At 66.8% G+C, this 21832-nt stretch carries 26 protein-coding genes; 18 read left to right on the forward strand and 8 right to left on the reverse strand.

The annotated features are described in order from the left end of the window. Positions 1-77: 77 nt before the first annotated feature. From ASF63_RS12320 to ASF63_RS12385, 17 genes are all read left to right on the forward strand, one after another. Positions 78-284, forward strand: coding sequence for a helix-turn-helix domain-containing protein (locus ASF63_RS12320; protein ID WP_056514216.1), 207 nt, complete (start codon positions 78-80; stop codon positions 282-284). Next, a complete protein-coding gene (locus ASF63_RS12325) occupies positions 281-613 on the forward strand; it encodes a hypothetical protein (RefSeq protein ID WP_056514220.1) in 333 nt (110 codons plus the stop codon). Before ASF63_RS12320 ends, ASF63_RS12325 begins: the two co-directional genes overlap by 4 nt. Further along, positions 613-1401: a hypothetical protein gene (locus ASF63_RS12330; protein ID WP_056514221.1), complete on the forward strand. Its 789-nt coding sequence runs from the start codon at positions 613-615 to the stop codon at positions 1399-1401. Before ASF63_RS12325 ends, ASF63_RS12330 begins: the two co-directional genes overlap by 1 nt. After that, the gene (locus ASF63_RS19555) at positions 1398-1532 is read left to right on the forward strand and encodes a hypothetical protein (RefSeq protein WP_268770761.1); all 135 of its coding nucleotides are present in this window, start codon (positions 1398-1400) and stop codon (positions 1530-1532) included. Before ASF63_RS12330 ends, ASF63_RS19555 begins: the two co-directional genes overlap by 4 nt. Next, on the forward strand, positions 1529-1921 hold the full coding sequence (locus ASF63_RS12335) for a hypothetical protein (protein WP_056514224.1): 393 nt from the start codon (positions 1529-1531) through the stop codon (positions 1919-1921). The genes ASF63_RS19555 and ASF63_RS12335 overlap by 4 nt, the downstream gene beginning before the upstream one ends. Before the next feature lie 68 nt (positions 1922-1989). Further along, the gene (locus tag ASF63_RS12340) at positions 1990-2544 is read left to right on the forward strand and encodes a hypothetical protein (RefSeq protein ID WP_056514226.1); all 555 of its coding nucleotides are present in this window, start codon (positions 1990-1992) and stop codon (positions 2542-2544) included. A gap of 92 nt (positions 2545-2636) precedes the next feature. After that, positions 2637-2813 carry a hypothetical protein gene (locus ASF63_RS19055; protein ID WP_157534320.1) on the forward strand — a complete coding sequence of 59 codons (177 nt, stop codon included), beginning with the start codon at positions 2637-2639 and terminating at the stop codon, positions 2811-2813. Beyond that, positions 2810-3049 (forward strand): hypothetical protein, encoded by a 240-nt coding sequence (locus tag ASF63_RS12345; protein WP_056514230.1) that lies wholly within the window; start codon positions 2810-2812, stop codon positions 3047-3049. The genes ASF63_RS19055 and ASF63_RS12345 overlap by 4 nt, the downstream gene beginning before the upstream one ends. 8 nt (positions 3050-3057) lie before the next feature. Continuing rightward, positions 3058-3981 (forward strand): hypothetical protein, encoded by a 924-nt coding sequence (locus ASF63_RS12350; RefSeq protein WP_056514234.1) that lies wholly within the window; start codon positions 3058-3060, stop codon positions 3979-3981. 73 nt (positions 3982-4054) lie between these two features. After that, a complete protein-coding gene (locus tag ASF63_RS12355) occupies positions 4055-4987 on the forward strand; it encodes a hypothetical protein (protein WP_056514237.1) in 933 nt (310 codons plus the stop codon). A 160-nt stretch (positions 4988-5147) separates the two neighbouring features. Continuing rightward, entirely contained in the window at positions 5148-5540 is a 393-nt protein-coding gene (locus tag ASF63_RS12360; RefSeq protein ID WP_056514240.1) for a hypothetical protein, read from the forward strand. 741 nt (positions 5541-6281) lie between these two features. Continuing rightward, a complete protein-coding gene (locus ASF63_RS12365; RefSeq protein ID WP_157534321.1) occupies positions 6282-6479 on the forward strand; it encodes a hypothetical protein in 198 nt (65 codons plus the stop codon). Between the two features lie 47 nt (positions 6480-6526). Further along, on the forward strand, positions 6527-6700 hold the full coding sequence (locus tag ASF63_RS19060; RefSeq protein ID WP_157534322.1) for a hypothetical protein: 174 nt from the start codon (positions 6527-6529) through the stop codon (positions 6698-6700). 21 nt (positions 6701-6721) lie between these two features. Further along, entirely contained in the window at positions 6722-7183 is a 462-nt protein-coding gene (locus tag ASF63_RS12370) for a hypothetical protein (protein WP_056514244.1), read from the forward strand. After that, complete coding sequence (locus tag ASF63_RS12375; protein WP_056514246.1) at positions 7176-9821, forward strand: phage tail tape measure protein; 2646 nt, start codon at positions 7176-7178, stop codon at positions 9819-9821. The genes ASF63_RS12370 and ASF63_RS12375 overlap by 8 nt, the downstream gene beginning before the upstream one ends. After that, on the forward strand, positions 9809-10498 hold the full coding sequence (locus ASF63_RS12380) for a hypothetical protein (protein WP_056514248.1): 690 nt from the start codon (positions 9809-9811) through the stop codon (positions 10496-10498). Before ASF63_RS12375 ends, ASF63_RS12380 begins: the two co-directional genes overlap by 13 nt. A gap of 721 nt (positions 10499-11219) precedes the next feature. Further along, positions 11220-11855, forward strand: coding sequence for a GntR family transcriptional regulator (locus ASF63_RS12385; protein ID WP_056514251.1), 636 nt, complete (start codon positions 11220-11222; stop codon positions 11853-11855). Between the two features lie 31 nt (positions 11856-11886). On the opposite strand, the gene ASF63_RS12390 is transcribed toward ASF63_RS12385, so the two are convergent. The 6 genes from ASF63_RS12390 to ASF63_RS12415 all read right to left on the reverse strand — a co-directional run bounded on the left by ASF63_RS12390 (position 11887) and on the right by ASF63_RS12415 (position 17864). Next, positions 11887-12894 carry an alpha/beta hydrolase gene (locus ASF63_RS12390; protein ID WP_056514254.1) on the reverse strand — a complete coding sequence of 336 codons (1008 nt, stop codon included), beginning with the start codon at positions 12892-12894 and terminating at the stop codon, positions 11887-11889. Between the two features lie 28 nt (positions 12895-12922). Next, on the reverse strand, positions 12923-13963 hold the full coding sequence (locus tag ASF63_RS19350) for a hypothetical protein (RefSeq protein WP_056514258.1): 1041 nt from the start codon (positions 13961-13963) through the stop codon (positions 12923-12925). Positions 13964-14025: 62 nt separating this feature from the next. Further along, a complete protein-coding gene (locus tag ASF63_RS12400; RefSeq protein WP_056514260.1) occupies positions 14026-15420 on the reverse strand; it encodes an FAD-dependent oxidoreductase in 1395 nt (464 codons plus the stop codon). Positions 15421-15477: 57 nt separating this feature from the next. Next, positions 15478-16539 carry a polyprenyl synthetase family protein gene (locus ASF63_RS12405; RefSeq protein ID WP_056514263.1) on the reverse strand — a complete coding sequence of 354 codons (1062 nt, stop codon included), beginning with the start codon at positions 16537-16539 and terminating at the stop codon, positions 15478-15480. Between the two features lie 45 nt (positions 16540-16584). Then, on the reverse strand, positions 16585-17244 hold the full coding sequence (locus ASF63_RS12410) for a ubiquinone/menaquinone biosynthesis methyltransferase (RefSeq protein ID WP_235560798.1): 660 nt from the start codon (positions 17242-17244) through the stop codon (positions 16585-16587). Positions 17245-17300: 56 nt separating this feature from the next. Beyond that, positions 17301-17864 (reverse strand): hypothetical protein, encoded by a 564-nt coding sequence (locus tag ASF63_RS12415; protein WP_056514270.1) that lies wholly within the window; start codon positions 17862-17864, stop codon positions 17301-17303. 59 nt (positions 17865-17923) lie between these two features. Here ASF63_RS12415 and ASF63_RS12420 point away from each other — a divergent pair, with 59 nt between their 5' ends. After that, positions 17924-19177, forward strand: coding sequence for an isochorismate synthase MenF (locus tag ASF63_RS12420; protein ID WP_056514273.1), 1254 nt, complete (start codon positions 17924-17926; stop codon positions 19175-19177). A gap of 120 nt (positions 19178-19297) precedes the next feature. On the opposite strand, the gene ASF63_RS12425 is transcribed toward ASF63_RS12420, so the two are convergent. Both ASF63_RS12425 and menD read right to left on the reverse strand, forming a co-directional pair. Further along, positions 19298-20140: a PPK2 family polyphosphate kinase gene (locus tag ASF63_RS12425; RefSeq protein ID WP_056514276.1), complete on the reverse strand. Its 843-nt coding sequence runs from the start codon at positions 20138-20140 to the stop codon at positions 19298-19300. A gap of 44 nt (positions 20141-20184) precedes the next feature. Next, positions 20185-21831, reverse strand: a complete 1647-nt coding sequence (gene menD, locus ASF63_RS12430) for a 2-succinyl-5-enolpyruvyl-6-hydroxy-3-cyclohexene-1-carboxylic-acid synthase (RefSeq protein WP_056514922.1) — start codon at positions 21829-21831, stop codon at positions 20185-20187. Between the last annotated feature and the right edge of the window lies 1 nt (position 21832).

Consider the following 21832-nt stretch of genomic DNA (forward strand, 5'->3'; position numbering starts at 1 on the left):
CGCGGGTGCTTGCGCATTATCGTGGACACGCGTTACTGTGGGGGTCTCCACAGAAACGTCTAGGAAAGGAAGATCCAGTGTCGATCACCGCCCCGGAGAAGACCACGATCACCAGCCTGCTCACGGTCGACGATGTCGCCGAGCGCCTTCGTCGCACCCCCACGTCGGTGCGCCACCTCATCGCGAGCGAACAGCTCAAGTCAGGACGCGTCGGCGGACGCCGAATGGTCCGCGAGTCGGACCTGAACGAGTTCATCGCCGCAGCATTCGCATCTGAAGAGTGACCGCCGATCAGGATCAGGCCCGAGGCAGGACGGAAGCTCGGGCCGACGAACTCATCAACTTCGGCAGGGAGCTGTTCGAGCGAGAAGGCCTCTTCGCACCTGAGACCAGGCTGCGGAAGATCGTTCGGGCCGGACTACGAACGGCTGGATACGAACGCACGAGGGCAGAGATCATCGATCTCTTCACCATGCGAGTTGGCTACGACATTGAGACCTACGAGAGGGCCCTTCGGACGTCCTCAATCAAGAACATCGCCCGCGTGGGCGAAAAAAAGCCGGGCCTGCCAGCCCGGCTCAACCAGAACCCAACCACTACGAAGGAAATCTGATGGACATAACGCTACCCGAAACCATCCACAACCGCCAGACGAAGCTGCCGGTCAAGGCGCGCGAGACCATCGTGCGCGACCGGAGTGACTACACGGCTGAGGAGCGCGCTTTCTCCAGATCCGAGCAGATCCGCACACTCGACACCATGTGGGTGCTCACGAAGCGTCCCCGCCCCGAGGACTTCTGCACCCCGGATGGTGACACCTTCCGCACCGCCGGCGACCTGTACATCCGTGCCGGTCGAGACGGCGTCCGCCGGTTCACCGCCTACATGCACGAAGGCTCCGTCGACCACGACTTTCGCTACTTCGACGAGGTGATCCTTGATGCCCGCAACGGTCGCATGGCCGGTTGGGTACGCCACACGTTCAAGGACGGCGACGAGGGGTGGCTGTACGAGTTCCCGAACTATCAGACCACGTCGCTGAAGGAGCCCACGCCCGCCTTCGTGATCATCGAGGAGCCGTCCGAGTCCGAAAGCCTCGTCGGGTACGGCACCGAATGGGGATACCCCTGCGCCGAGGCCGCATGCCGTGAGCAATTTCACGACGAGCACACCGGCAGCCACACACTCGACTCGATCGAGAAGTCCCTCAACAACCGAGGCTCATACGAGATCGAGATCAACAAGGACGTGACCAAGCCCGACAGCGACTGGTTTGTGAATGTCTGGCTGAGTGGCGACTGCACCGAGCTGACCCCCTCACAGGTCGCGGACCTCGCAAACGATCTCCGCTGGCTCGGGATCACGTGCACCACCGCGAACACGAAGGGGCGTGCAGCGTGATCACGGAACTGCAGGCACGGAACACGCGCCCGGATCTCTTCGCCCTCGCCGACGAGCTGCTCGAAGCAGAGATGCTCCGCACCGGTCAGTTGGCCTTCGAAATCACCACCGATTGGAGTGACGCAGCATGAGCACCCCCAACCCGTTCGGCATCCAGCAGTCGCCCGCGTCGATCAAGCTCGCGAAAGAGATCGTCCGCATCGCGTCTAACACCGAGTTCGAGGATCTGCGCACCGAGATGATCGAGTCTCTGATCATGCGTGAGGTGCACGGCCGCCGAGACCGAGACGGCCGCGAGGTCGCCGTCGGAGCCCTCGCAATGGTCGCCCTGACCGTTGAAGTGCTCGCCGATGACATCGCCCGAACGGCCCCACTCGTCACCATCGCCACCGAGCTCGTCAAACGTCCGGACTTCGACTCTTGGCGCCAGAGGATTCAGGAGGCTGATGAAGCGGAATCACCGCGTCCGCTGCGTCGTCTCGCAGCCGTAGACGAGCAGCTGCGGTCGCTTGAGCCCTGAAAGACCCGGATGCCCCGCACCGGCCTGCGGGGCATCCGCATTCCAACTGAAGATCGAGGAGGTGACCATTGGGCGCCAATCTTGTCGGACGCGCGATCGCCTACGCCGTTGACGTCCCTCTGCAGCCGAACGAGTTTCGACTACTCGTCGGGATCTGCCTGACTGCTCACGACGATCACACCCCACCGCGCTACTTCGACTCGCGCGAAGCGATGGCTCTGATCCTCGGGAGGCGCATCCCGGACGCCGTGACCGGCCTGCCTGACCCTCCGGAGCGGGCCGCGGGCCTGAAGTCCGTGAAGGTCGCGATGAAGGGGCTCACGGACCTGCACGCTCTTCGGCGGACGAAGACGGGCGGGCATGGTCGCCGCGCAGAGTTCGAGGTGATTCTCGACGTCGCCAAGGCTCAACAGTCAAGCGTCTTCAAAGCGCGCGATCGACGGCCGTCGATGACCGCCACAGAAGCTCGGCGGCGAAGAGGCGGAGGTACTGCCGCAGTACCCGTGAAGGTACTACGGCAGTCCCCGTTGGGGGACTACGGCAGTACCGACGAGGGACTACGGCAGTCCCCCTCAGGAACAACAGGAAAACAGGATCAACAGGAGGAAGAACAGGTCGCCTAACCCGACCACCTCACCAGGGGATGCATGTGCATTGCAAAAGCTGTGGATAACCCCATCCGAACCGACTCGGTTACGCGCACGGAAGGATCACGATGCCCGCCCCCAAGCCCGCCAACTTCAGAGCTCTCGCCGACGCGTGGGACTCTCCGATCGCGTTCGCCACAGAGCTAGCGAAGTACTACTCGCAGCTCACCGATTCCGGGCACCGCCTAGCGGCACCGGATATCACCAGCGCCACCCATCCGGCGCATGACCAGGAGACACAGTGACGTCCGACACCTTCTACGCCAAGTCCGACCGCTATACCCAGAACGTCGCGGAGGGCAGCCGAACGATGGCGACTCCCGCGCTGCTCAACACCCCCTACGGGACAGCGGAACCCGGGGTTGCCGTGTACGTCGATCAGAACGTGCGCTTCGTCATCCCCCTCGGCGACGCACTCCGCATCGCCAACCAGATAGCCGATATCGCATCGGCTCATCGCGATTCCGCATACGACCACTAGGAAAACGAATGACTGACCTTCTGAAAGAAGCCCTCGATCGGATCGACGGGTACACCCATCCCGATGGCACCAACCAGCGAGCCAATCGGCTGCACCAGGCGAACCAGCCCAGCTTCGAGGCCGGCGCCGCAGCATGGAAGACCTATCAGGACGCGATCAGCAGCGCTGACGACTACGACGTGATCCTGCAGGCCGCTCTCGCAGTGCAGGACTCTCAGCGGCTCGCGAGAGCAGCCGCGATGATCGGTGACGACCTGCGCGCCCAGGTGCAGGCACAACGGTCGAACCCGCGCATCTACGAACCCGACGAGACGAAGCCCGCGCTCGACTTCCTCAACGATGAGCTCAGCGACCTGATGCGGACTGTGCGGGCCCAGGAGCCAGCCCTCCGCGGCATCACCAACGCGACCGACGCGCTCCGCGGCGGCGGCAACTCCCAGGACGCCTGGCAGACCGTCGTCGAACAGGTCACGCGCTACGAGGAACTCCGGGCCGCACAGCGGAAGATCACGATCACGATCTCGGGCTCTGATCAGCGCGAGACGTTCGTGAAGCTCATCAACAGGTCAGGTCTGCTGCGCGCCGCATTCGATCACGAGTACGACTTCCAGCAGCGTCGCATCATGTGGTCGCCGCGCAGCGCCGAACGCGGAGCATCCGAGTTCGTCGACTGGGTCAAGCACCCGCCCCGCCTCGAGTTCGAACGCACCGGCAACGCCGTGTTCCCCGACGACCCGATCGCCTACCTGCGGTGGATCGCTGACGGTAACAAGGCGTGGGTTCCCGATGTCGCTGAGCTCGTCCGCGTCGATGAGCTCGCAGAGACCATGCTCTCCCACTACCCGATCCGCCAGCGCACGGCAGCACACGAGGCGTACTACACCGCTCGCGACCTCGAGCCCGCTGCACCCCTCGCCGTCAGCATCGTCTGACCCTCAAGACCGGGACGCCCGCCAAGGCTGTGACCGCCGCACAGCGGGCGTCCCTCCAACACGAAGGAACACCATGACAACCATCACCGAACGCGCCGCCGCACTGCTTCCGAGCGGGGACCGGCAACGACAGATCGCCCGCCTCATGCAGGGCCTCGACGGCCACAGCGAAGACCACTCGGCCGCACCGCGCACCGCACTCGCCGCCACCTTCCGCAGGTTCATCGACGGGGAAGACGTAGATCTCCACGCCGCCGCCGAGAAGGTTCTCGACGGTCTCCGAGAGAACCAGATCCGCGGTATCTACGGCGACATGATCCGCAGCGAGATCGAGAACCTCCGCATGAACTTCACCGCCACGACGAGCGCAATCCAGCCCGCACTCGACTACCTGCGGGGTGAACTCCGCACCGTCGTCGCCGATGTGAAGACTCTCGACCGGCAGCTCGGGACGATCGCCACCCCGACCGGTGCCATCCACGCGGGCGTCAGTGACAAGTGGCGTGCACTCGACGAGGCCGCAGACCGCTACCTCGAGATCCGCACCGCACAGCTCGACGCCTACGAGTCGGTGAAAGCCAACCAGGACACGGCGATCAACAGTCTCCGCCGTTACGGTCTGCTCGCCGACGCGCTCACCGTCACGCCGACGCTCATCTCCGAGCGACGCCACGCGGCGCGGAACAGCCCGACAACCTACGCGGCAGAGCTGAAGTGGGTTGCATGGCTCCAGAGCGAATCCGAGCACACGGTTCCCGATCTCGGCGCAGACCTGGCACTGCCCGCGAACGACAGGCTCAGCTACCTGCGCGATATCTGCACGCACGCTCACCCCTGGCTCCCCGACTGGGACACCCTCAGCGCAGCCGGATCGGCCGGAACCACGGCAAGCCAGCCCACGCAGGGCAACGGTGCCACCGCCCACCTGTGGGAGGGACTGCGCACCTATGCCGAAATCACCAGCACGGAGATCCCCGCACTCGCCCAGGTCGGACAGAACGCATGACCGGCACCGAGTCAGGCACCGACGCGTACAAGCGACGCCACGGTGCCAACACGAGACGCTCACCGTTCGAGGAACCCAAGCCCCGATCAGTCGCGGAGAAGTCCGACGAGACGGGAGCCGACGCCTACCAGCGTCGACACGGCACCCGAGCGAGCACCCTATGAGCGACGCATCCGAGCTGTGGGATCTCGCGAAGGACTTGGGGACCGCGCCGGCCGCGGCACACAAGAACATCAAGCCCGCGGTGATGCGCACGTCAGTGGACCTGAAGGACGACTGGCAACAGGGCGCCGCAGCAAGCGGCCTCGCGAACTACTCCAAGTCGATCGACTTCGACATCACCGAATCTCCTGACGGGATCGAGTCGGAGATCGGGCCGAACCCCAGCAAACGTCAGGGTCGTCACGCGTTCGTCGAAGAAGCGAACGGCAAGGTCAGGTCCGCACCACAACACGCAGGCCGTGACGCTCTCGAAGCAAACGAAGACGACTTCCTGCGTGGACTCGAGATTGCCATCTTCGACGCCACCGCAGAAGCCATCGAGAAGAGCTGACGACGATGCGCGTGTGCAACGTACCGAACTGCCCCACCCTGTTCAAGGGCACAGGTGGACGATGCCCAGAGCACAGCAAGCAAGCACGCCGAGCCCGCGTCGGCAACGACGTGTACAGCAGTAGCGGACACCGAGACTTCCGAACCGCGGTACTCCAACGCGAACCGGTCTGCTCACGATGCCGCAATGCCCGCGCCACAGTCGCAGACCACTACCCATACAGCAGACGTGAACTCGTGGACGCTGGCCTCAACCCCAACGATCCGCAGTACGGACGCGGACTCTGTCACCAATGCCACAGCATCGAGACAGCCAAGCACCAACCAGGCGGGTGGAACGCACGCTGACAGGTGGGCACCCCTCCCCTAAGCAACACAGACTCCCGGTCGCCTGGGAGCACACTCGCAGTCCACGGACCTGAAAAGTTTCGAGCCGACGCGAGTGGGGGGATGCCCCAAACGCTCAACCCCTCTTGGTCGCCTGGGAGGCCTTTCCGATGTCCATGCTTCTCAACCTCTGATTTTCCGTCCCTGAAAGGAGGGGCACACCATGTCACGAGCTACCTACCCTGATGGCCTTCAGAAGCGCGGTCGCGCGTTTTGGCGGGCTCTCACGACTGCTTCGAACGAGCGGAAGCAGGTGTTGGACTTCAGCACCGCTGAGCGTGAAACCCTGCTCGAAGCGTGCCGAACACTCGACAGAATCGACAATCTGACTGCCGCAATCGACCGAGACGGCACCATGATCCCCGGATCGAAGGAACAGATGATCCTGCACCCGGCGATCGGCGAGCTGCGGCAGCAGCAGGCATCGTACGTGCGACTCGTCGCTTCGCTGAACCTCCCCGAGGACGTCGCCGCCACCAACGAGTTCCGGCAGAAGCGCGCGAAGGCCGGTGCCCAGGGGCGCTGGGATCGCGATCTCAGGGCGGTCAACTGATGGTGCGGTGGGTATCAGCACCGAAGCCCGCAGCAGACTCCGCCCCGATGAGCGGGAATCGCTACCGCCGCAGCGTCGCTCACAACGCGCTCTACCAAGGCCTCGCAGACCGCTCCCCCAGCGAGCACGCCGCGTTCCTGGTCGAGTTCGCGGAGAAGTACCCCGACTATCCCGGCAAGCGTGCCGTGTGTCCCTGCGTGGCGTGTTTCGTCGCGCGCTGAATCTCTAGGAAGGAATCCGTCATGCCGAAGGACAAGGAGTGGCTCGACAACCTGCTGAAGCAGGCCGACGAGCTGGAAGAACAGCGCGTCAAGACGCCGATCGATGTGGAGGTGATCCTCGCGGAAGAGCTGGTCACGGTCCGTCTGACGTACCAGCGCCGAGACGACTTCGAGCGGATCGCATCGAAGCACCCGATCGTCAACCTCACCGACACCCGCGGTGCCTGGTTCAACCTGGACGGCGTCGCGAAGGACTATCCCGACGTCGTGCTCATCGACGGCGACGGGACCGATGAGTTGTACGAGCTTCGGGGCAAGGAAGCCGTCTACCGGTGGCCCGACGTCTACGAAGCGCTCCGAGAGACGGACCGCCAGTCGGTGCAGGCCGCGATCTGGGGCGTGTACGTGTGGGAGCCGCAGCAGGCGCTGAAGAACGCGAAGGCGAAGACCCTCGCTCGAGAGAAGGAGGCCGCAGATGCCTGAGCGCATAGTCCGCGTCAAGCTGTCCGCCAGCATCGCCGAGTACAAGAAGGCGATGCAGGAAGCGCAGGACGCGACCAAGAAGACGAGTGAGGACGTCGATTCCGCCGCCGACAAGGTGAAGGCGTACAAGGACGCTTTCAACGCCGTGGGCGCGGCCGGAGTGGCGATGGGCGCTGTCCTCGCCGCCGGGTTCGGAGCCGCGGTCACCGCGTCGATGAACTTCGACGCGGCCATGTCCAACGTGCAGGCGGCGACGCACGAATCGGCGAGCGGCATGGAGACCCTGCGGCAGGCGGCGCTCGACGCCGGCGAGTCGACGGTGTTCTCCGCCACGGAGGCCGCGAACGCGATCGAGGAACTCTCCAAGGCGGGAGTGTCGACCGCAGACATCCTCGGTGGTGGCCTGACCGGCGCACTCGACCTCGCAGCGGCAGGCGGTATCGGTGTCGCGGAAGCAGCTGGTATCGCAGCCACGGCGCTGCAGCAGTTCAATCTCGACGGCTCTGACATGGCGCACGTCGCGGACCTGCTCGCCGCGGGCAGCGGCAAAGCCATGGGTGATGTCACCGACCTGTCCCAGGCTCTGAACCAGGCGGCTCTCGTCGCCAAGCAGACGGGGCTCTCGATCGAAGAGACGACGGCGGGCCTGTCAGCATTCGCGGCCGCAGGTCTCCTCGGCTCTGACGCGGGCACCTCGTTCAAGTCGATGCTGCAGGCGCTCAACCCGAACTCTGCCGCGGCGGCTGAGCTGATGAAGAAGTACAACCTCGAGGCGTACGACGCGCAGGGCAACTTCATCGGCCTGTCCGAGTACGCGGGCAAGCTGAAGACCGGACTGTCGGGCCTGTCGACGGAGCAGCAGAACGCGACCCTCAAGACGATCTTCGGGTCCGACGCCGTACGCGCCGCGACGGTGCTCTATCAGCAGGGAGCGGAAGGAATCGACGAGTGGACCGCCGCCGTCGATGACCAGGGGTATGCCGCGGAGACGGCTGCTCTGCGACTCGACAACCTGAAGGGGGACATCGAAGCCCTGGGAGGCGCGTTCGAGACGGCTCTGATCGACACAGGGTCGACCGCGAACGACACACTCCGCACGATGGCTCAGGCGCTCACGGGGCTCGTCGGCCTCTACAACGACCTCCCTGGGCCCGTCCAGGCCAGTGTGATGGCCGTGGGCGGCGCGACAGCCGCGATCGGGCTGTCGGGTGGTGCGGCGCTGCTCGCCGTGCCGAAGTACCTCGAACTCAAGAACACGGTGGAGAACGCAGGCATGTCCATGAAGGGGATCAGCATGACAGCCGGCGCCGCGGGGCTCGCTCTCGGTGGCCTGTTCCTCATCGTCGGTGAACTCGCCGCCGAGCATCAGCGCGCACAGCAGAAGGCACAGTCATACGCTTCGTCGCTCGCCGAGGGTACCCACGAGATCACGGACGCGACCCGCGATCTGATCGCCGAGAACCTCACGATGAAGCAGAACGGGTTCTTGTGGCTCGAAGGGTCCGCAGCGTCGGATGCGGCGAAGGATCTCGGCATCTCTCTCGACGTGGTCCGCAAGGCCATCGAGGGCGACGCCGACGCGATCGACAAGCTCAACGTGAAGACCCAAGAGGCGATCGACGGGTACAACTTCTGGGACGCGGAGTCGATCAAGCTGCAGAGCTCCGCTCAGTACCTTCGGGGCGAGGTCGAGAAGGAGACAGGCGCGCTCGACCAGGCCGCGGAAGCGGCACGCAACAAGGCGGAGGCCACGAGCCAGAGTTCCGAAGCCGCAGACACCGCTGCAGAGGCGTACGTGGCCGAAGCAGACGCTGTGGGTGACCTGAACTCCAAGCTCACCGACCTCATCACGAAGATCAACGATGCGAACGGCGTCGCCGTCGATGCGATCACCGCCAACGCGAACTACCTCTCCGCTCTCGACGGGCTGAGCGCTCAGGCCGAGAAGGCTGGTGTCTCTCTCGACGAGAACACGGTGTCGGGTTCTGCGAACGCCGCGGCAATGGGTGACCTCGCGGAGAAGGCTCGAGACGCCGCCGAGGCGCAGTTCGAGCAGGACCTTGCGACGATGTCGGCTGACGACGCGGCGAAGAAGTGGAACGGGACTCTCGCGGCCCAGAAGCAGGCGTTCATCGACAGCGCGACCGCAGCTGGGTACAACGCAGGTGAGGTGCAGGCCCTCGCGGATCGCATCTTCCAGATGCCGACCGAGAAGGAGATCGCGTTCCTCGTCGAGACGGCCGCGGCGCAGTCGCAGGTCGACAAGTTCGTCACCCTAAACAACGGCCGACGCGTGAAGGTGTTCGTCGACGCGGAGACCGGAAATCAGTCCTTCCAGGTCGGGTCCAAGACCGTCTCTGCGTTCGCCGGCGGCGGCCGCGTCATCGGGCCCGGAACGGGAACCTCCGACGACGTCGACGCGAAGCTCTCCAACGGTGAGCACGTCATCCCCGCCAACGAGGTCAGGAACGCGGGCGGACACGAGGTCATCGAGGCGTATCGAGCGCTCCTGCAGAATCCCGCCACGAGCGCGCAGTTCGCATCGAACGGCCGCACAGCGGAGATCCTGCCAGAGGTAGAAGTGGCCCCGTCCTCCCCCGACACAATGCGGGAGAAGTTCTCGGGATGGGTGATGTGATGTCGCTGCTCTTCTACGTCCAGACCGACACCACCGTGCAGATCGTCACCGACACCCTCGTCAGCGACGAGAACCGTGATCCCATGATGTACCAGCACAAGGTCAAGCCATTCCCGCACCTCAACATGATTGGCGTCGTCACGGGCTTCGGGAGCTTCGGCTACCAGTTCTTCCAGGACATCGACTTCACGCCCGGGCTCCGCGACATCGAACACGTCAACGAGACGGCGCAGGAGACGCTGAGGGACTCTTTCAAGGGCTGGCAGGAGTATCACGCTCCGGTGGACATCGGGCACGCCACAGTGCACCTGTTCGGCTTCCCCGAGGGCTCCGAGAAGGTCGTCAGGTACATCTACCGGGCGAAGAACGATTTCGCACCCGAACGGCACGAAGGTGGCAGCAGCATGGCCGTGAAGCCGCCGCCTCAGCAGTTCGAGCTCGTCTACCCGGATTCCCCCGACGAGATCGTGGCCCTCGCGATCAAGCTGCGCGACGAGAACGACGAACTGCGCACGGAGTACCCGGTAGCTATCGGCGGCGACCTGTTCGTCACCTTCCTGTCGAGGAACAGCAGCGAGACCCACCGCATCTACCAGTGGCCCGACCACGCCGAGATGAACGCGGCCATGCCCGAGTCGATCTACAAGCCCCGCCACCCCGTCGACGTGACGGAATGACCACCAAGGCCCCGTCCTAGCTTCGGCTGGGACGGGGCCTTCTCTGCGTGCCCAAGCGCTCGGATTCGCGATGGCTTCGTGTTCCCGGGAACACCAAGCCTGCGAACTGGCGACAGGTGTCCCAATCTGGGACACCTGTCGAGGAGTCCGCAAGCAGTCCGCAGAACGTACGCTCATGGGCGATAACCCGCAGTGCTGGACGCTCAGCCGTCCCGCGGAATCACCGCGCACACGCTAACCCCCGCGAACCGACGATGAGTCGGGGGCCGTTCATCAACTACCGCTGACGCCGTAGAACGAAGGGGACGGATGCCGAGCATCCGTCCCCTTCGCCATGCCCGCAGATCGCATTCCGATATATGGGCGCGAGTGCCCGAGACTGGTCTGAGTCGCGTCCCGATGCGACAGACGATGCGGCGATGCATGACGCGCTGCCGAACCTCGGTTCCGCGCTTCGCGGATCGCGGTTCCCGCCTTGTGGGGACTGGGCGCAGTCAGCTCCGTGCACGCCATCGTCTGTGGCCGGCGAGTGTTCTGAACACTCGCCGGCCGCAGAATTTCACCTGTACCAATCCCGAGATCACGCACCGCCGGCGAGCGCCAAATCGCTCTCCGAAAAATGCGCCTGTGGATTGTTGGCATCGCGATCTACTTCGTGATGTAGTGGCCGTCCGGGCACATCATGGGGGGCCCGGATCTGGAAAGTAACTGGGGGCGGTCCATGAACAGCAACAACTCGATGACGAGTATCCGAGAGAGCAAGCAGCTTCTGGCAGAGGAGGTGTTCCAGCACATCGGCGCGCAGATCGTGGAAGGCGTGTTGGAACCGGGGCATCGCATCCGCGACGTCGATGTGGCCGAAGAACTGCATGTGTCGCGGACTCCGGTGCGAGAGGCGTTACAGCGCCTCGAGCGCCTCGGTCTCGTGACGATGTACCCGAGCAGATACACCGAGGTCACCGCGGTCACACCGGAGACCGTGGAGCAGACGCTCGAGTTCGCCGGATACCAGGCGGGGATGGCGGCGCGCATGGGCGTCGCCAGAATGACTCAACAGGAACGGGAGAGCCTCGCGGCACTCGTCGAGGAGATGTACACCGGGCTCGATGACGATGTGCACATCTCGAACACGCGGTGGGCGGTGTTCTCGTTTCTCAGCGAGCGCACTCGCAACCTCCAGCACCAGGTGCTGATCAACGACGCGAGTCTGGCGCTGTTCCGCAATCTTCGGGGCTGGATCGTTCCCGAAGGCGATCGAGAGCGGATGCTCCAGATCTACCGGGACTTCCGGGTCACTGTGCTGCGCGGTGACGCCGACGAGGCCGAGCGACTCGCCCGGCAGATGCACTACGTCTGATCGGGCGACGAGACGCTGAGTCTGATGGCGGTCAGCGCGCTGCCGACCACCCTCTGACCCACGCATCGAGACGGCGGTACGCTTCCTCTCTCGCCTCATGGCGAGAGAGGAAGACGTCGTGCAGCGCACCGTCGATGCGCTCGACGGTGACCGACGGTCCGAGTTTGAGGGCTGCGCGCGCGATGTCGTCGACGACGAGGACGGAGTCCGCTCGGGTGAGGTCTTCGGACCACCGCGTGGGGGGCGCGAAGCGCGCAGAGAGCAGCACGCAGACGGGGGCATCGATCGACAGGCCGGCTGCGACTGCGGCGTGCCCCGAGAGCACGGCGTGGAACCACCCGGCGTGCACGGCCATCGTCTGCGCGGGGCGCCACCGCAGGTCGACCTCGACGGGGTCGTCGGGATCCGCGACCTCCTGCTGCGCGCGCGTGTAGAAGCCGAGATCGACCTGCGGGGCGACCTCACGCGGAGCCCAGCGTGCCTGCAGCTCCGCCACCGGCGCGATGAGCGGCCGCGCCGATGCGACCTGGAACTCCAACCACGGGCTGTTCAGGATCACGGCGTCGGCGGTGTCGGGGTGTCGCGACGCCCACAGGCTCAGCGTGAGCCCTCCGGTGGAGTGCCCGAACAGCACGAGACGACGCGCGGATGCCTTGCCTTCGGCGCCGCGCCCCATCTCCTCGAGAGCCGCGGCGATGTCCTCGTCATAGGTCGCGAGGTCGGTGATGTATCCGGGCGTCTGCCCGTCTCGCAGGCTGCGACCGTACTTGCGCAGGTCGAGCGCGTAGAAGCGTGCGCCCCGCGCTGTCCAGAACCGCGCGAGCCGCTTCTGGAAGAAGTAGTCCGACCACCCGTGCACGTACAGCACGTCGACGTCCTCGAGCAGACGGCGGCTGCCTCGCAGGCGGTCCCACCATCCCTGCTCGCTCGGCAGAGCCCGCACGAGCGTGGCCGCGACAGGCCCCTCGTCGTCTGCGGTGAGCTCGAGCGTCAGCTGCTCGAACTCGTCGCCGAGGACGTCCGCTATCCACTCAGGCATGCGGCCAGGCTAGCCGACCCCTGCCCGACTACTGCGGAGCGGTGTGTCCGACCGTGAGGTTGCGCACTGCCGCCGCTGCCAGAGGAGCGGGATCCGCCGCACCCGCCCCGTTGTCGTAGGTCATGAATCGGAGCCAGTCGATGCCCACCCGCACGTCGAGGATGTTCTCGCCGTGGTCACCGGAACTCGCTTTCGCGGCATCAGCCCCGTCGACGTCGACCGGTGTGCCATCGAGCTTCTCGAACGCCCACGCCCCTGCCGGGAGCGTCGTCAGCATCAGGTACGCCGCCCCTTCATATTCGCTCGCCGAAGTTCGGAAATAGCAGATCCGCGACCCGTTCACGTATTCGTACACCTCTGCAGGGATGCCCCATCCCCCGAACTCGGTGATGAGCAACGCATCAGACACGCCGAACAGCGTGTTCACCTCCTGCTCGGTGATGAACCGCTCGCACGGGGCGCCGACGATCTCGCTGTCGATGTACTCCACCGCCCGGAGAGAGGATGCAGCTGAGGCCGCGAGACGACGCATCGCCTCTTCCATCCTCTCGGTGTCCGCCTCGCCGAGGCCGGGCTCGGTCACCGTGGCGGTGAGCAGCACCTCTCCGTCGGGGAACTCGAAGTAGCACCCACCGTCTTCGCAGCGCGCCTGCTCCCCCCAGTATCCCTGCCGCTCGGTCGCACCGGCGATCACGGCAGCTGCACCCGGCACGAGCACGACCTCCCAGTTGCGATCGAACGTCGCCCCCGCAGAGCAGGCGATCCCGCCGGCTCGCTGGAACATGTGCTGCCCGGGTCCGGGGATCCAGCTCATCGTCGACACCACCGACAGCACGGGTTGCACGGGCGTCTCAGGCTCGCCCACGAGCGCGCGCATCTCGGCGGCGACGTCGTCGCATGTCACGTCGAACGCCGACTCCGGGTCGACGATCGGCTCGGGTGTCGGCGTCGGGGTCACGGAAGCCGACGGGGATGCCGTCGGCTTCGGGGTCGGGGCCGGCTCAGGAGTGCATCCAGAGACCAGCAGCAGGGCCGCCGTACCGAGCACGAGGAGAGAGCGCAGTCGCATGCGCCCAGCCTAGGGACGGCGAGACTCCGACACGCGAGGCGCCGACAACGATCGGATGACGGTCACTCGCCTCGGGAGACGCGCACCATCTCGTCACGGGGAACGACCTTGACGCGGGCACGCTCGTGCGGGGCGCCGAGGGCCACCTCGTGCTCGTCGAGACGGTGCCAGCCGTCGAGGTCGGTCCAGCGAACGCCGCGCTCCTGCAGCAGCGCGGGGATCGCCTCTTCCGAGGGGTCCTCCGGGTGCCACCACGAGCCCTGGTCGTTGATGATGTGGCGCACTGTCTCCATGGCGTCGGACTTCGTGTGACCGATCAGTCCCACCGGCCCGCGCTTGATCCAGCCGGTCGCGTAGATGCCGGTCATCTGCTGGTTCGAGTCCTTCGCGAGCACCTGGCCCTCGCGGTTCGGGATCACACCGTGCTTCTTGTCGAAAGGCACACCGGGAAGCGGAGAGCCGAAGTAGCCGATCGCACGATAGAGCGACTGCATCGGCACCTCGCGCATCTCGCCGGTGCCCACCGCGCCACCCTGCCCGTCGGGCTTCGTGCGCTCGTAGACGAGAGCGGCGACACGGCCGGCCTCGTCCTTGCGCACCTCGACCGGGCGGGCCCAGAAGTGCAGGTGCAGACGACGGGATGCGGTGCCGCCGGCGCTGTTCTCATCGCCTCTGGCGTCATTGACGGACGGGCGCTTGCGCCACGACTGCAGGATGCGGTCGATGACCATGACCTGCTTGTTGCTCGCCACGGCGTCTTTCGAGGCCTCGTCGTAGTCGAAGTCCTCGTCGTAGACGACCATGTCGACGTCGCGCAGCTCGCCGAGCTCACGCAGCTCGAGAGGGGTGAACTTCACCTGCGCTGGGCCGCGGCGGCCGAACACGTGGACGTCGGTGACCTCGCTCGCCTTGAGTCCTTCGTAGACGTTGTCGGGAACCTCGGTGACCAGCAGATCCTCGGCGTGCTTCGCCAGCATCCGCGCGACATCGAGTGCGACGTTGCCGTTGCCCAGCACGCCGACGGATGCGGCATCCAGCGGCCACTCGCGCGGCACGTCGGGGTGACCGTCGAACCAGCTGACGTAGTCCGCTGCGCCGTACGAGGCCACGGCGTCGATGCCGGGGATGTCGAGGGTCGTGTCGCGGATCGCGCCGGTCGCGAAGATCACCGCGTTGTAGTGCTTCTTCAGGTCGTCGAGGGTGATGTCCTCACCGAAGCGCACGTTGCCGAACAGCCGGATGTCACCGCGGTCGAGAACGTCGCGGAGTGCGTTGATGATGCCCTTGATGCGCGGGTGGTCTGGTGCGACGCCGTAGCGGACCAGGCCATAGGGCGCGGGGAGCTGCTCGAAGAGGTCGATCGAGACATCGAACTTGCGCTCGGCCTTCAGCAGGATGTCGGCGGCATAGATGCCGGCGGGGCCCGCTCCGACGATGGCCAGTCTGAGCTTGGTCATAAGGGGTCCTTTCGTATGCCGTCACGCCCGATGCACGCGGCCTGCGGCCGCCAGCGGTCAGCTGGAGCGTTCGACGAGGGTCTCGGCGAAACGGGTGAGCGCTTCGCGCACGGTGCCTCGCGGAAGCGGGGCGAGCGCGTCGATCGCATCCTGGGTCCAGGAATGCGCGAGCGCGAGAGTCTTCTGGGTGCCGACGTGGTCACGGAGCTCGGTGAGCGGTCCGTCGAGGATCGCGGGCTCCTCCCCCTCGGCGATGCGGGCGACCCCGTCGTCGATGCGAGCCGCGAGGTCGATCGAGGCCTCATCGGACTCGGCCTTCAGCAGCAGGTAGGGCATGGTCGGGACGCCGGCACGCAGATCGGTTCCCGGCACCTTGCCGGTGTCCTCGGGCTTGGCCGACAGGTCGATCACGTCGTCGAGCAGCTGGAAGGCGACGCCGATCTTCTCGCCGTACACGCGCAGCGGCTCCTCGTACTCCGACGGGGCGTTCGAGAAGATCACACCGCCCTGGGTCGCCGCGGCGATCAGGGATCCGGTCTTGTCGGCGAGCACCTGGATGTAGAACTCGATGGGGTCGTCGTCGGGCTGGGCGCCGATCGTCTCGTGCATCTGACCGAGGACCAACCGCTCGAACGTGTCGGCCTGCAGGCGGATCGCCCGCTCCCCCAGGCGCGACATCAGCTGGCTCGCACGCGAGAAGAGGATGTCGCCGGTGAGGATGGCGATGTTGTTGCCCCACACGGTCTGTGCAGCGGGCACGCCTCGGCGGCGATCGGCACCGTCCATGACGTCGTCGTGGTAGAGCGAGCCGAGGTGGGTGATCTCGAGCGCCTTGGCGACGTCGATCACCTTCTCGGTGTTGCCGTCGCCGAGCTGGGCGGCGAGCAGCGTGAGCACGGGGCGGATGCGCTTGCCTCCGGCCTCGTACAGGTACCGGCTCGCGGCGTCGGCCAGAGGATCGGCGACGCGCACGTCGTCGGCGAGTCCCGTCTCGACGAGCTCGAGGCCGTCTTCGATCGCCTGAGCGATGCGTCGCCCGGCGGTGCCGATGAAGACACGGTCGCTGAAACCGAGACGGCTCGCCAGTCGCGAACCCGGGGCTACGCGGCTCGAAGTCACGTGCTCAGCCTACCTTCGTCAGACGTACGGGTTCGCGCGCGGTGTTCACGCGGGCTTGAACGCCCGGTGGAGCGCGACGATGCCGAACGACAGGTTTCGGTACTCGACCTCGGCCCAGCCCGCTTCGCGGATCCACGCCGCGAGCTTCTTCTGATCGGGCCAGTCGCGGATCGACTCGTTCAGGTAGTCGTAGGCGTCGCCGTTGGTGCCGGCGACTCGGGCCACCCTGGGCAGCACCTGCGAGTTGTAGAAGCGGTAGGCGGCGCGGAACACGGACCCGGGAGGGGTGGAGAACTCGTTGATCACGAGGCGACCGCCGGGCTTGGTCACGCGCAGCAGCTCGCGCAGCGCCTTCTTCGGGTCGTTCACGTTGCGCAGCGCATACGACATCGTGACGGCGTCGAACTCCCCGTCGGCGAACGGCAGGTCAGTCGCATCCGCCTGCACGAACGAGAGATTGCGGATGCTGCCGTGACGGCGCTGCCCCTCGGCGAGCATGCCGGGCGAGAAGTCGGCGGCGACGACCTGGGCTCCGCTGCGGGCGAGGGATGCCGACGACGACGCGGTGCCCGCACCGAGGTCGAGGATCTTCTCGCCGGGCTTCGGGGCGACGGCGCGGGTCGTGGCCGCGCGCCACAGCGCGTCGTTGCCGACCGTCATCGCCGTGTTCGTGCGGTCGTAGCCCGCGGCGACCTGGTCGAACATGCCGCTGACGCGGGCGGGGTCCTTGCCGAGATCGGCGCGGTTTGCATCGTTCGAGGTCACGAGTCCAGTCTAGGTGCGAGGTGCAGGGCTTCGAGGCGGTCGAGCCAGAGATCTCCCGTCGCATCGTCGAACGGTGCGGTCCGGTGGCGCACGCGCTGCTCGAGGTCGAGCGCCAGCGCTTCGAGCCTCGTCATGACGTCTGCCGGATACCCGTACTGCGCGCTGTGCTCCTCCCATTCGTCGCGGTCGTCGACCCAGATCCCGCGGTCGCCGTCGACCCGGACGACGTCGAGATCCATGTCGATGCCCACAGCCAGCAGCGGGTCGTCCGACCAGCGCACGTCCCATCCGATGTCGATGTAGATGCGCATGGCCTTGGGGTGGTCGCGGTTGACCGTCAGCGCGTAGTCGGTCTGCCGCGGGACGAGGGTGACGTTCGGACCGGAAGTCACGAAGGATGCCCCGGGGCGCGCGCTGTGCCAGCCGGCGGGCTGCCCGAGCCAGTCGCCCCACTCGTCGGCGCCGAGGTACACGCACTCGTGCCGCCAGTGCGGGGATCCGTCCCACTTGCGCCACTGGAAGATCATCTCGGTGCCGGGGGCGGGTCGCGCATCGCTCATGCCTTCAGCGTAGGCCGCGCCCCCGACCTTCCCTCCGACCGAAGAACTAGGCTGGAGGGGTGAGCAGCAGGCTGGTCGTGGAGACCCGTGAGATCGATCCGGTCGAGGATCTCCTGGCGTTCGCCGACCCGGCGCGGCCCCTCGCGTGGCTGCGCCGCGGAGACGGGATCGTCGCCGTGGGCGACGGGGTCGTCGAGACCATCCGTGTGCCGGCAGGCACGGCGCCGCTGCGCTCTGCGGCGATCGCCGACGCCTGGCGAGAGCTCGCGCAGGATGCCGAGGTCGACGACGGACTCGGACTCCCCGGCTCGGGCCTCGTCGCCTTCGGGGCGCTGACGTTCGACGAGGACTCCGCCGCCGACAGCGTGCTGATCGTCCCGTCGCTCGTGATCGGGCGTCACAGCGGACGCACCTGGCTCACCCGCATCCGCTTCTCGTCTTCCGCCGCGACGGCAGACAACGCGGCGACTCGCGAGTACGGCCCGCACTGGGCTGGCACCGTGGGCCCAGGCGCCCAGAGCCCGCAGGGCTATCAGGATTCCGTGCGGCAGGCCCTCGGTCGCATCGCTGACGGCGAGCTCAGCAAGGTCGTGCTCGCGCGCGACCTCACCGGCAGCATCCCGGCAGGTTCCGATCTCCGTCGCCTCGTGAGGGCGCTGTCGACCGGCTACCCCGACACGTGGGCCTTCGCGGTCGACGGACTGATCGGCGCGAGTCCCGAGACCCTCGTCACCGTGCAGCAGCGCACCGTGACCGCGCGAGTGCTGGCAGGAACCATCGGCCGTGGAGCCGATGCGGACGCCGACACCGTGGCATCCGCTCACCTCGCCTCCAGCACGAAGGATCTCGACGAGCACGAGTACGCCGTCCAGAGCGTGCTCGCCTCTCTTCGTCCGCACACCCGGGTCCTCGCCGCGAGCGAGCAGCCGTTCCTGCTGAAGCTGCCGAACCTCTTCCACCTGGCGACCGACGTCGAGGGTGAGCTCGCCGACGGCGGCTCGTCACTCGACCTCGTCGGCGCACTGCATCCGACCGCCGCCGTCGCAGGCACCCCGACCCCTGCGGCGATCGCGGCGATCCGCGAACTCGAGCCGTTCGACCGAGGCCGCTACGCGGGTCCGGTCGGATGGGTGGATGCCGCGGGCAACGGCGAGTGGGCGATCGCTCTGCGCTGCGCGCAGTTCTCCCCCGCCTCTTCCGAGATCGCCGTCACGGCCTATGCCGGCGCGGGGATCGTCGCGGGCTCGGACCCCGAGTCCGAGATGCTCGAGACGCGGGTCAAGTTCCGCCCCCTGGTCGACGCCCTCGCCTGAGTCCCGAGGGTCGCTCGCCGCGTTTCGTCTCGGGGCTTCGCTCCTCGCTCAACGACAGGGGCTTCGCTCCTCGCTCAACGACAGGGGCGCGCTCTTCGCTCAACGACGGGAGACTGCCGCTCAGCTCGCTGCGAGACGCGTCTTCTCGGCCTCGACGTCGAAGGTCGCCTCCGGCCACTGCGGGTCGATGCCCTGCAGCGCGTCGAGCAGCAGCTCCTGCACCGCGAGGCGGGCGAACCACTTGCGATTCGCCGGGATCACGTGCCACCGCGCTGCGCTCGTCGACGTGCGCTCGAACACGGTCTGATACGCGGCCATGTAGTCGTCCCACAGCAGCCGCTCGTCGACGTCGCCCGGGTTGTACTTCCAGTACTTGTCCGGTCGCTCGAGTCGCTCCATCAGGCGCGCCTTCTGCTCGTCGGGCGAGATGTGCAGCATGACCTTGATGATGCGGATGCCGGACGCCGCGGCCTCCCCCTCGAACGCGTTGATCGCGTCGTAGCGGCGCTCGATCTCGTCACCCGGAGCGAGTGAGCGCACCCGACCGATCAGCACGTCCTCATAGTGCGAGCGGTCGAAGACGCCGATGAACCCCGGTTCGGGCAGACGCGGCGTGACGCGCCAGAGGAAGTCATGGGCGAGCTCTTCATCGGTCGGCGCCTTGAACGCCGAGAGCGCCACCCCCTGCGGGTCGACACCGCCGACGACGTGACGCACGATGCCGCCCTTGCCTGCCGAGTCCATGGCCTGCAGGATCAGCAGGACCGAGTCCTTCGCGACGCCCACGCGGCTCTCGGCGAACAGTCGCTCCTGCAGCTGGTTGAGTTCGTGCAGGCCCGCCGCGAGATCGCGCGCACCGTCGGCTTTGGCCCCGTGATAGCCGGGAGTGCTCTCGGGGTCGACGTCCGCGAGACGGAATCCGTCGCCGACCTGCAGGGTCTTGGCCCACTCATGCGCTGTCATGCGTTCATCCTGCCACTGCGCGCTCACGCCGTGAGGAGAACAGGTCAGCGGGTGAGCGGAACCTCGATCAGCTGGCGTCCGCCGGCGGGGGCGGTCAGCACCTGGTCGAGAGCCGTACGGGTGGTGACGCGCTGGTACTCCCAGCCGTATGCGAGGGCGATCTTCTCGAGTCGCACGGTGTGCGGCGTGTAGAACGCCCTGTCGAGGTCGGCGCGGTCGGCCGTCGAGGCCACCTCGAGTCCGTCGAAGATCGTGCCGCCGCCGTCGTTGCCGACGATGACCTGGATGCGCGGTTCGTCCTCATCGGGTGGCAGCAGCAGCGCGCCGACATCGTGGAGGAACGCGAGATCGCCCAGCAGCACCCGGGTGACTCCGGGAGACCCGCCCGCTTGACTGGCCAGGGCGATACCCGTCGCGGTGGCGATCGTGCCGTCGATCCCCGCGAGTCCGCGATTGGCGTGCACCGGCACCTTCTTGCCGCCGAGCACCGCATCGGCGACACGGACCAGCCGAGACGAGCCGAACACGAGGCGGTCATGCGGCCACGTCGCCCGCCAGACGGCGTCGGCGAGGAGTTCGCGGTCGAGAGGTCGGCGCACGGCCGCGAGTTCGGCCTTCACGGCATCGCGACGAGCGGTGAAGTCGCTGGAGGCGAGTCCGTCCTGGTCGGGCGCGCGCTCGCTGAGGTCGACGGTGTGAGCTGCGGATGCCGTGAGCCAGGCGCCGAGCCACTCGCGGTCTGCGGCGCCGGGGGCGACGGAGAGGGATGCCGCGGGGGTCGTGCGTCCGTTGAGGTTCAGCGCCTCGCCGCCACGGCGGACCGCGATCACGTCGACATCGGCGCGCGACAGAAGCCGGGTCACCTCACGACTGAGCGTCGGATGCCCGAGCACGACCGCCCGCTCGATGCGCCCCCCGAGGTCGTCGTCGCTCAGCAGCGCGCGGTACCCGTGCACGATCTGACGCCCGAAGCGGGCGCCGCTGACGATCTCGGCGATCAGCGGCCACGATCCTGCGTGAGCGATCTCCTCGGCGTCCGGACCCGCGTCCGCGCCGGCGATCACGACGGTTCGCGGGCCGCGATCGAGAACGAAAGACTCGGCGACACGAGCCGTCGGTGCGTCACCGGGGGTGATCTCGAGAGCGGGGATCTCGCCCGAGAGCGGTTCGCGAGAGGGCAGGTTCAGATGCACGGGGCCGGCGACTCCGGGCAGACCGTGTGCGGCATCCGCACCCAGCGCCGCCGCGACGGCGCGCGAGGCGAGACCCGACCAGTCGCCGTCGCCGGGCACGGGTGCGTCGTTCTGCTCGCGCACCCAGGCGCCGAACAGGCCGGGCTGGATGGTCGCCTGGTTCGCGCCGACGCCCCGGAGCTCGGGCGGACGGTCGGCGGTCAGCAGCAGCAGCGGCACCCCGGAATGGAAGGCCTCCATCGCGGCGGGCAGCAGATTCGCGGCCGCCGTGCCCGAGGTGCAGAGGACTGCCGTCGGGACGCCGGTCTCACGCGAGAGACCGAGGGCGGTGAATCCTGCGACGCGCTCGTCGATGCGCACGTGCACCCGCAGGTGCCCCTGGTTCGCGGCATGCACCGCGGCGAGCGCGAGCGCCTGGGAGCGGGAGCCGGGTGAGAGCACGAGATCGCGCACTCCGTGGGCGATGAGGTCGGCGATCAGGGATGCCGCGGCATGCATC

This window comes from Microbacterium sp. Leaf320, from assembly GCF_001423485.1.
Lineage (GTDB): Bacteria > Actinomycetota > Actinomycetes > Actinomycetales > Microbacteriaceae > Microbacterium.

Excerpts from the sequence above, each read along its gene's own strand:
- ASF63_RS19350 (WP_056514258.1), bottom strand. The coding sequence starts at position 13,963 with ATGCGACTGCGCTCTCTCCTCGTGCTCGGTACGGCGGCCCTGCTGCTG.
- ASF63_RS12425 (WP_056514276.1), bottom strand. The coding sequence starts at position 20,140 with ATGACAGCGCATGAGTGGGCCAAGACCCTGCAGGTCGGCGACGGATTC.
- ASF63_RS12385 (WP_056514251.1), top strand. The coding sequence starts at position 11,220 with ATGAACAGCAACAACTCGATGACGAGTATCCGAGAGAGCAAGCAGCTT.
- ASF63_RS12335 (WP_056514224.1), top strand. The coding sequence starts at position 1,529 with ATGAGCACCCCCAACCCGTTCGGCATCCAGCAGTCGCCCGCGTCGATC.
- ASF63_RS12410 (WP_235560798.1), bottom strand. The coding sequence starts at position 17,244 with ATGTTCGACCAGGTCGCCGCGGGCTACGACCGCACGAACACGGCGATG.
- ASF63_RS12390 (WP_056514254.1), bottom strand. The coding sequence starts at position 12,894 with ATGCCTGAGTGGATAGCGGACGTCCTCGGCGACGAGTTCGAGCAGCTG.
- ASF63_RS12380 (WP_056514248.1), top strand. The coding sequence starts at position 9,809 with ATGGGTGATGTGATGTCGCTGCTCTTCTACGTCCAGACCGACACCACC.
- ASF63_RS12370 (WP_056514244.1), top strand. The coding sequence starts at position 6,722 with ATGCCGAAGGACAAGGAGTGGCTCGACAACCTGCTGAAGCAGGCCGAC.
- ASF63_RS19055 (WP_157534320.1), top strand. The coding sequence starts at position 2,637 with ATGCCCGCCCCCAAGCCCGCCAACTTCAGAGCTCTCGCCGACGCGTGG.
- ASF63_RS19060 (WP_157534322.1), top strand. The coding sequence starts at position 6,527 with ATGAGCGGGAATCGCTACCGCCGCAGCGTCGCTCACAACGCGCTCTAC.
- ASF63_RS12355 (WP_056514237.1), top strand. The coding sequence starts at position 4,055 with ATGACAACCATCACCGAACGCGCCGCCGCACTGCTTCCGAGCGGGGAC.
- ASF63_RS12360 (WP_056514240.1), top strand. The coding sequence starts at position 5,148 with ATGAGCGACGCATCCGAGCTGTGGGATCTCGCGAAGGACTTGGGGACC.
- ASF63_RS12350 (WP_056514234.1), top strand. The coding sequence starts at position 3,058 with ATGACTGACCTTCTGAAAGAAGCCCTCGATCGGATCGACGGGTACACC.
- ASF63_RS12330 (WP_056514221.1), top strand. The coding sequence starts at position 613 with ATGGACATAACGCTACCCGAAACCATCCACAACCGCCAGACGAAGCTG.
- menD (WP_056514922.1), bottom strand. The coding sequence starts at position 21,831 with ATGCATGCCGCGGCATCCCTGATCGCCGACCTCATCGCCCACGGAGTG.
- ASF63_RS12415 (WP_056514270.1), bottom strand. The coding sequence starts at position 17,864 with ATGAGCGATGCGCGACCCGCCCCCGGCACCGAGATGATCTTCCAGTGG.
- ASF63_RS12365 (WP_157534321.1), top strand. The coding sequence starts at position 6,282 with ATGATCCCCGGATCGAAGGAACAGATGATCCTGCACCCGGCGATCGGC.
- ASF63_RS12375 (WP_056514246.1), top strand. The coding sequence starts at position 7,176 with ATGCCTGAGCGCATAGTCCGCGTCAAGCTGTCCGCCAGCATCGCCGAG.
- ASF63_RS12400 (WP_056514260.1), bottom strand. The coding sequence starts at position 15,420 with ATGACCAAGCTCAGACTGGCCATCGTCGGAGCGGGCCCCGCCGGCATC.